Source organism: Kocuria sp. HSID17590 (assembly GCF_003989485.1).
Lineage (GTDB): Bacteria > Actinomycetota > Actinomycetes > Actinomycetales > Micrococcaceae > Kocuria > Kocuria salsicia.
The window spans coordinates 1-8,577 of record NZ_RBMB01000055.1; the positions used below are offsets into that span (position 1 = coordinate 1).

6 protein-coding genes and 1 pseudogene are annotated in these 8,577 nt (G+C 62.8%); 3 read left to right on the top strand and 4 right to left on the bottom strand.

Features of this window, described 5'->3' with window-relative positions; translation table 11 throughout:
* Both D8M39_RS13275 and D8M39_RS12075 read left to right on the top strand, forming a co-directional pair.
* Positions 1 to 160 (top strand): annotated as a pseudogene (locus D8M39_RS13275) (antibiotic biosynthesis monooxygenase); the annotation flags it as partial.
* Positions 161 to 301: 141 nt separating this feature from the next.
* A complete protein-coding gene (locus D8M39_RS12075; protein ID WP_174233443.1) occupies positions 302 to 1,432 on the top strand; it encodes an FAD-binding oxidoreductase in 1,131 nt (376 codons plus the stop codon).
* Here D8M39_RS12075 and D8M39_RS13280 read toward each other — a convergent pair.
* A complete protein-coding gene (locus D8M39_RS13280) occupies positions 1,395 to 1,955 on the bottom strand; it encodes a transposase (protein ID WP_126875094.1) in 561 nt (186 codons plus the stop codon). The genes D8M39_RS12075 and D8M39_RS13280 overlap by 38 nt on opposite strands.
* Positions 1,956 to 2,542: 587 nt before the next feature.
* Here D8M39_RS13280 and D8M39_RS12085 point away from each other — a divergent pair.
* Positions 2,543 to 3,850: an ISL3 family transposase gene (locus D8M39_RS12085; RefSeq protein ID WP_055086523.1), complete on the top strand. Its 1,308-nt coding sequence runs from the start codon at positions 2,543 to 2,545 to the stop codon at positions 3,848 to 3,850.
* A 639-nt stretch (positions 3,851 to 4,489) separates the two neighbouring features.
* Here D8M39_RS12085 and D8M39_RS12090 read toward each other — a convergent pair.
* The 3 genes from D8M39_RS12090 to D8M39_RS12100 all read right to left on the bottom strand — a co-directional run bounded on the left by D8M39_RS12090 (position 4,490) and on the right by D8M39_RS12100 (position 8,370).
* The gene (locus tag D8M39_RS12090; RefSeq protein ID WP_161971400.1) at positions 4,490 to 6,259 is read right to left on the bottom strand and encodes a UvrD-helicase domain-containing protein; all 1,770 of its coding nucleotides are present in this window, start codon (positions 6,257 to 6,259) and stop codon (positions 4,490 to 4,492) included.
* Positions 6,260 to 6,276: 17 nt separating this feature from the next.
* The gene (locus D8M39_RS12095) at positions 6,277 to 6,633 is read right to left on the bottom strand and encodes a hypothetical protein (RefSeq protein WP_126875096.1); all 357 of its coding nucleotides are present in this window, start codon (positions 6,631 to 6,633) and stop codon (positions 6,277 to 6,279) included.
* 189 nt (positions 6,634 to 6,822) lie between these two features.
* On the bottom strand, positions 6,823 to 8,370 hold the full coding sequence (locus D8M39_RS12100; protein ID WP_126875097.1) for an ATP-dependent endonuclease: 1,548 nt from the start codon (positions 8,368 to 8,370) through the stop codon (positions 6,823 to 6,825).
* Positions 8,371 to 8,577 lie beyond the last annotated feature (207 nt).

The following is an 8,577-nucleotide window of genomic DNA, read 5'->3' on the forward strand; positions in this document are numbered from 1 at the left end:
GTCCTCCTTCGGGATCTTCGACGTGTTCCCCGACGACGCCGGCCGCGACGCGCACCTGTCCGGCGCAGTTGCGACCGCTCTCGGCGAGCAGACCGGCAAACTGTTCAGCGAGCCCACGATCGAGAAGCTCGACGTCCTGGGCTCCAAGCTCCCCGCCTGACACCACAGACCGGGAGTACTGGCCCAGAGAGGAGGGGGCGCTGCGCGCGGTGACTTCGGGCTTACACAGCCCGCTGACGTCGGGGCAGCGGCCCCTTCTCTTGCGGCCTATCGCTAATCACCAACAGATCGAGGAACCGCGATGACAGGAACTGACGACGGCGTTGCCACGACGCGTTCACCCGAGGTAGCAGTGATCGGGGGCGGGATCGTCGGTCTGTCGACGGCGTACGCGCTGCGGGAGCAGGGCGTACCGGTGCGCTTGTACGAGGCTGGTCTGCCCGGGACGGGTCAGTCCGCAGGCGAGTCGCGGATCTTCCGGCATGCCCACGACGACCCGCGACTCGTCGCTTTCGCGCGCGAAAGCCGCGGGGTATGGGATGAGTGGGCCGAACACTTCGACGTCGAGCTGGTCTCATCAGACGGTGTCCTGGCGATCGGAGACAGCGCCCTGGCGCGGCTGCGGGTGCTCGACCAGGTCGGCGGCGTGGAAGCGCACGAGATCGACGCGGCCGAGGTCGCCCAGCGGATGCCGCTGCTCGCTGGATACTCGGGGCCAGCGGTGCTCGACGAGTCGGGCGGCGCGATCCGCACCCGCGCCGCGATCAAGGCACTCACGGGTGCCCTCGCAGATGCGGTCACCACCGGCGAGGTCATCTCCATCGATCCCCTCGCCGACGGGACGGTCGAGGTGCGCAGCGTCACCGACCGGGCTGTCTACTCCAAGGTGGTCGTGTGCGCCGGCCGCGAAACCGCCCGCCTGGCACGCAGCGTCGGGCTGTCGCTGCCGGTTCGCCTCGCCGCACACGTACGGCTGACCTTCGACGTGAAAGCCGCCGCCCCGGCACGAGTCGCGTGCCTGCAGGACAGCAGCGGCGTCTTCGGCGAAGTCGGCGTCTACGCGACGCCGCTACCGGGCAACAGCAGCTATTCGGTTGGACTCAGCGACACCGTCGGCGTCCGCGACGACGGAACTTTCATCGACCCGGCGGCGATTCGATCGCTGGACGAACGCGCACGCGAATACGTGACACGGGCGCTGCCCGGTCTCCACCCAGAGCCGCGCGACTTCCTCCACTGCTGGGTGACCGACCTCCCGTGGAGTGAGGACGGCGTGGCCGTGTGGGAGGCAGACTCTGTCTTCTTCGTGGCCGGTCACAATTTGTTCAAGCAGGCACCTGCACTGGGTCGCGCTCTTGCCCGGGCTGCGACCGGCGGCGGTCTCCGCGCCGAGCTCACGCCCGAAGCGCGCCTCGGCGAGGCCCAGGGCTAGCCCCCGGTCTTTCATGACGGCGGTCGGGATCGTGTCGAAGCGGTGTGGTCGAGTGCGCCCGTGTGCGGAGTGATTGCGGGTATGACGACGGGCCGGCTGGCGCTGCCGGGCTGCGGTTTCCGGGTGGTGATGTCGGGGGCGGACGGGCCAGGTCGGGCCGGTTGCGGGATGGCGGCGATGTTCGCGAAGGCCGCGACGATGGCGGTTGCCCAGGGCCATGACTCCGGGATCTTGAGGCGACGTCGGCGTTGCCTGCCTGCAGCTTGGCGGCGAGGAACTCACTGGTGTTGTCGCACCAAACCCCGATCGGGTGGTAGCCGAAGGGCCGTTTGAACGTGGCGGCCGCGTTCTCCTTCTGGCTGTGCGCGATCACGCTCGTGGCGTCGATCTCTAGCACGATGACGTCGGCGAGGTCGGTCCCGGCGACCTTGGAGGCCGGGATGCCGCCGGGCAGTTGGGCCCACACGTGGCGCCGGACCCGAGCACGGGCGGCCGCGATCTTATTCCGTCGACCGGGCGTCATCGACTTCAGCGTGCGCCACACCGTCGGCCGTCACGGACAGGCCCGTCTTCCACGAAGTACGCTTCACCTACGGAGTGCCTTCCAACGCGGAGAACTTGGGACATCGCAATCACAAGTTTCCCCTGCTGTGCAGGCGCTTCCGTGCTTCTACGCGCCGATCACTCCGCGGCGTCGTGAACGATCCGGACTAGCAGTTTAGTTACGGTGGCAGCTCCAGCTCCTCCTGCAAAGAGGCCTCCGAAGCACTGCACCGTAGCCGCGTGCTCGTCAGGGGAGGGGCCTTGACCTCGAAATTTGGACCCGTGAGCCATGCATGCCCTGCATCGGGGTGCGATCAGCCGGTCAAGGGCAGGGGGTACTGCTCATCCCACTACGACAAGTGGCAACGGCAGCGTCCGAAGGAACAGTAATAGGCCTACAAGAAATCGCCCCCGGCCTAAGGATTCTGGCCGGGAGCGATCGGGTTCAACTCAAATGGGCTCTTCAGGATCCAGGGTGTAGTTGGGGTCGGCGCGTCGGTCGCCGGATAGGGGTCGAGGCCTCCCGAAGATGAAGGTTCCTACACGCCTCATCTGGAAGACCTCGACGTGCCTGACGCTACCTTCGCCTGCCCTGACTTGACCACCTTCTGCCGTCTCGACGAGCTCGGTCTTGACGTCGTCGGTCAGCGCCTCGAGCCCGAGCAGGCGATCCTGGCCTGCCGGGTCCTGGAACCGGACCAGTGGTGCCGACGCTGCGGCTGCGAGGGCACGCCCCGCGATACCGTGGTGCGGCGCCTGGCGCACGAGCCGCTGGGCTGGCGACCTACGACGCTGCTGGTCACGGTTCGCCGCTACCGGTGCACCGGGTGCGGACACGTGTGGCGCCAGGACACCACCAAGGCGGCCGAGCCGCGGGCGAGGCTCTCCCGTCGCGGTCTGCGGTGGGCGCTGGAAGGGATCGTGTGCCAGCACCTGACCGTGGCCCGCGTCGCCGAAGGCCTGGGAGTCTCGTGGAACACCGCCAACGACGCCGTGCTGGCCGAGGGCAAGCGGGTGCTCATCGACGACCCCGGCCGGTTCGACGGGGTCAAGGTCATCGACGTCGACGAGCACGTCTGGCGCCACACCCGCCGCGGCGACAAGTACGTCACCGTCATCATCGACCTCACCCCGGTTCGCGCCGGGACGGGTCCCGCCCGGCTGCTGGACATGGTCGAGGGCCGCTCCAAACAGGCGTTCAAGACATGGTTGGCCGAGCGCGAGAACCCTTGGCGCCAGGGCGTGGAAGTAGTCGCGATGGACGGGTTCAGCGGGTTCAAGACCGCCACCACCGAGGAGCTGCCCGAGGCGACCGCGGTCATGGATCCCTTCCACGTCGTGCGCCTGGCCGGCGATGCCCTGGATCAGTGCCGGCGCCGCGTTCAGCAGGACACCCGTGGCCACCGCGGCCGGGCCGGCGATCCCCTCTACTCGGCTCGCCGGACCCTGCACACCGGAGCGGACCTGCTCACCGACAAGCAGCGGGACCGGCTGGAGAAGCTGTTCACGGCCGGCGCCCACGTCGAGGTCGAGGCCACCTGGGGGATCTACCAGAGGATGATCGCCGCCTACCGAGAACCCGACCGGGCCCGAGGCCGAGCGCTGATGCAGCGGTTGATCCACTCCCTCAGCCACGGCGTCCCGGGTGCGTTGAGCGAGGTGATCACGCTCGTCCGGACCCTGACCAAGCGGGCCACCGACGTGCTGGCCTACTTCGATCGTCCTGGTACATCCAACGGCCCGACCGAGGCGATCAACGGACGGCTCGAACACCTGCGCGGCTCCGCGCTCGGGTTCCGCAACCTCACCAACTACATCGCCAGATCGCTCCTGGAGACCGGCGGGTTCAGGCCGCGCCTACACCCTGGATCCTGAAGAGCCAGCAAAGATCCCGTGCCCTTCCGGACACGGGATCTGAGAAAAATGTGGATGCGGGTGGACTCCAACCGAACACCTGGCAGAGGTTCAAACGGCTGAGTTCCGCGTGGAATCAGGCGAAACTCGGTGTCGATGATGCGCTGAACGGTGCCATCGACAACGAGCCGGGAGTCGTCGCGAAGCCCGGAAGACGAGCTAGAACACCCCTGAAAGAGAGCCAAGTAGACGCTATCCGAACTGCCCGCGCCAACGGCGAGAACGTGATCTCCATCTGTAGCCGATTCGACGTGCATCGGATGACGGTGTGGACGCATACAAGGGATCTTCTCGGCATCGCGCGGTAGCGAGGCGCCGCCCGCTCATGCGGCCGGTGCGCGCCTTCGTCGGTAGTGACAAGGGGCGACGCTAATGTACTGACGGAACAGGCGGGAGTGGCGTGACTGCGGGAGCGCCAGCCGACCCGTTGCATCGCGGCTGTGACGGTCATGTCGGTCTCTCGTAGGTCCTTCGCGAGGTGTTCTGCGCGAAGCATCGTCAAGAACGCGAGCGGGGTCTTGCCTGCTTCTGCTGGAACTGCTGGGCGTTACGTGAAGCAGCAAGGGGTTGCATTGCGTCCCCCGCTTCTAAAGGCAGTGCCTACGCGGTGAGCGATCGCGGTACGCCCGCCTCGTCGAACTCTATGGAGATCACATTTTCTTGCCCAGCCCAATCCTCGAGAACCGCGACTGCGTCGTCGCTGAGTTCTTGAACGAACAGCAGTGCAAGGTTGTGTTTTGCTCGCGAAGCGGAGACGTAGAAGAGGTTGCGTGAGTGTAGGAAGCTTCCCGCCTGCCTGAGTTCTGGCTTGCTCTGCGGAGCGTGGGCGGCGATCATCTTGGCGAAGTCGTACTTAGTCCAGCCGCGCCCAACAAGGACGATCACGTCGTCAAACTCTGCGCCTTTGACAGAGTGTTTCGTTGAGAAGACGGTGCTGTCTTCCAAATAGAAGCGGAGTGCACGTATTTCGGAATACGGCACGGATCGTAGTGACCGATGCTCCACCAGCTTTCGTGGCTCTTCCAGTTCCTCTCCAGGGCCGAGAGCCAGTAGTGCTTCTTCTAAATCGCGTCCTCTCTTAACTACCCGTGTGGGCACGGAGAAGAGATTCTGCGAGTTCAAGAGGTCCAGCACATCACCGATCGTGCCCGTACTGCTGGTCGAGATGAGCGAATTGAAGTATTCGGACCAGCGATACTTATCCTTCGGTGCGGTGAGTGCCGGCCTCTTGCGTCCCAGGAGGCGGAACAACTCGCCGTACTTGTGCTCGGAAAACGCCTGCATAGCGGGTTCCACAGTGTCGACAAAGAACTCGATCACTGGGTCTTCCTTATTAGCGAAGGAGTCGTTGGACGAGAAGACACCCGGAAGGCTGGCGTAGCCCAACTCGTTCGCGATCGCCGCGTGTGTGAGCATCAGGACTTTCAGGTCCTTTGAGTTCTGGATCCATGTGCTACTTGGGGACGCGTGTTGGAGCCATTCCAGACACGCCTGGGTAGCTTCCTGAGAGATCTGCCCTTTCCAGTTCCTGCCCAGACGGGCGCCCGGCCAAGTGTTGGAGTGGTAGACCGTGACTGTGCCCTCGTCGGCATCGACCCGAGGTGCCTGCGGAAGCTCCGGACGTAACTTGTTGAGGAAGTCGACGACTGTTCGGTCTGATCGGAAGTTAGCGTTCTTGGGGATCGACGTGAGCGAAGAATGCTCGATCGAGCCACAGGTTCTGTCGTAAATCTGTTGCCAGTGGTCGCCGAAGAAACCCACGACAGGGCTTGTGCGGTCTTCTCCGTGACCGGACACAACCGCTTCGGCAAGCCCAGACGGGGTGTCCTGGTACTCGTCGATGAAGATAACGGGGAACCGGTCTGTGATCAGCGAACGGAACTTCTCATTGCCGAAGAGCTGAATCGCGAACTCAGGGATGTCGTTGTGATGGAGCGTGATTCGGTCCTCATGAAGGCCACGAATACCTAGGTCGTATTCGATCGCCAGCCCGCTGATATCTGGATTCTCGGCGAGACGCTCGTGCCAGCTTTCCGAGGACCGAAGTGCCGCAGCGAGTGCCTTCTGATAGGGACTGATCATCTCCCAGAGGAACCCGTGAAGGGTGTCGGCGAAGATGGCGGGGTCTTCGTCGGTTCTTGCTTTGATTTCGTCGCGGGCGACCTTGGTGTAGGTCAAGCAAGCGACTCGTTGATCGCTGCGAGGAAGGTAGACGGACTTGCTTTCCAGGATGCGTCTGAGCGCTTGGATCAGCGAGTAGGTCTTGCCTGCTCCTGCGCCCGCTTCGAGTTTGAAGTTCCTACGATCGTCGAGGGCGGCGAAGAGAGCAGCGAGGGCTTCCTCGCTCGCCCTCTCGGCGTTGTCAGCCACGGTGCTATCCCGGGCGGTCATCGAACAACCACTCCGGTCTCGCCTGGAGTCTCGGCCGCGGCTTCATGTCCAGGAGGGCTACCGAGTAGCCAGTCAAGTCCGCGTTGGATGTATCGAGGGGTCTTCCAGCCGACCTCATCAACGGCGAATCGCAAAGCGAAGTTGCTCTTCTTCAGGCCATCTACAGCATCGCGGACGCGGACCTCGTCCTGTTTGATATCGCCCGTGAGCGTGAGCCCCTCAGCGGAGGGGTTGGCGAGGAGGAAGGCGTCTTCGAAAGTGCGGCCGCAGGCTTCCCCCTCGCTCTCGGGGACCTGGAACGCAAGGTACCGGTTGCCGCTGATGATGGCATCCGTCTCCGCAGCGGCCAGCAAGGCAGTTGGGTTCTGCTCCTCGGGGTCTGGGAACCACTTCTTGATGGTTGCGTTGCTTGTTGACGTGCCTTCGTGAACTGTCTTTGCTCCGTTTCGCTTCTTGCCCTCGAACGGGCCTACTGCATCGATGTCGGTGATGATGAGAGTTGGGATGCGTAGGAAGTCAAGGAGCGGGAAGAAGATGTGTGCCTATGCGCCGCCCACTTCGATGAGCGCAACGTATTGGCTGCTGAGCTCATGCTTAGTGTTTCTGACAGCCGCGGGAACGATCAACCGTTCGCTTGTGCCTTCCACGAGTATGGCTTTGTCAGCGAAGAAGAGATCGGAGCGGGTGAGGGTCAGGTACTGGTGTAGGAACTTCTTATTTATGCCTTCAGCGTTGGCGAGGTCGAGGACATTGGCGTGGTGTCCTGGGCCACCTTTCGGGTCGTTCTCGACACGGAAATATCGGATGCTTGAGAAGTCCGCACGGTTGGCGACATGAGACGAGTGGGTCGAGACCGCGAACTGAGGCCACCAGTGCTGCTTCTTATCATCCAGCGTCGGGAAAAGCTCAGCAACCGAAGCTAGCTGCGCGATGAACACCTCCTGCATCTGCGGATGAAGATGCGCTTCAGGCTCTTCGATGAAGACCAGGTGCAGTCCAGGCATGTTGCCCCTAGTCGCATACTCGCGGTAGTAGCTAAGAAGCGTGAGCAACATCAGGATGAGGTTGCGAGACCCCAGTCCGCTGTAGGACTCAGGGAGTGACACCCCGGCTACACCGTCGTAACGAATGCTAGTGTGGTTCCCCAGCACGCGTTCGATGTCCAAAGTTGTTTCAGCTTTGAGGCCGGGATCAGTGAGGCCGGGGTATCCGAAGCTCCGAAGTGCCGGGATGATTCCCTTCACCATCTCGCTGACTTTGGTACCTAGATTCTGCTCGATGTCAGCAACTGCTGCCGTGAGCGCATCGGCGGTTTCTTTCTGGGTGCTTCCGTCGTTCGCTTTAGAGGCGGCGTCAAACAGGTTCTGGAAGACACTGCCGATCAGGTCTTTTGGGCGTTCCTTTTCGTCGTCGAGTCCACGTTGGGCTTTCAAGAAGTGAACGGTGAGGATGCGCCGCATCGCTTCTAGTGCGATGTCGCGCGTGTTTGAGGCATCTCCTGGATCGATTGCGCTGATCGACCGTGCGAACATTCCCTGAACTCGGTCTCCGACGATGCCTAGTACGCGCTCAAGATCCGGTTCCTCACCAGTGTCCGGGTCGCCTGCAACCCCTTCAAAAAAGTCCGATAGACGCCCACCTTCAAGTGAGTAGCTGAAGCGGATCATTGCTGTTGTGCAATCCGGGTCGAGATCGACGATAGCTGCAGCTAAAGGCCCGTATTCCGGCAGCTCCTTTGAGTACGAGATCTGCACGGTGAGGGAGATCTCAGGCAGGAGACGCCTCGCAGATTCTTCGTCTCCTGTGGCATAGGCCTTCCACGCTTGCAGGAACTCCGGGTAGCTCTCGGCGGAAAAATCGGCCACAGTAAAGTTCAACGTCAACGGCTGCAGAAAGCGAGTAAATGCCTCCGCGAGCGTTGTCTTGCCGCTGTTGTTTCGGCCAACCAGCACGGTCGTGCGGCTATCAAGGTCAATATCCACGGTCCGCAGTAGGCGGAAGTTACGCACCTTGATGCGGGACACCCGCATCGGGGCAGATGGATTCTTCGGCTCGTCGCTGGGGCCTATGGGCGCAGTCTGCTGGGTCATTCGTGGTCCTTTACTTAAGGACCACCGTCGCGGTGCTCCTGCTGAGTCCGATGATCATCGTGATACAAGAATGCCCTAACAGCCCTCCTGAGTCGACCCGGACACAGCAGGCGTAGCTCTCACGTGCCGAGCTACGGACGAGAGGACCAGGCCGTGACCAAGATGAACTTCGATGAGATGGATGAGCGAACCGCGCGCGTGCTGCTG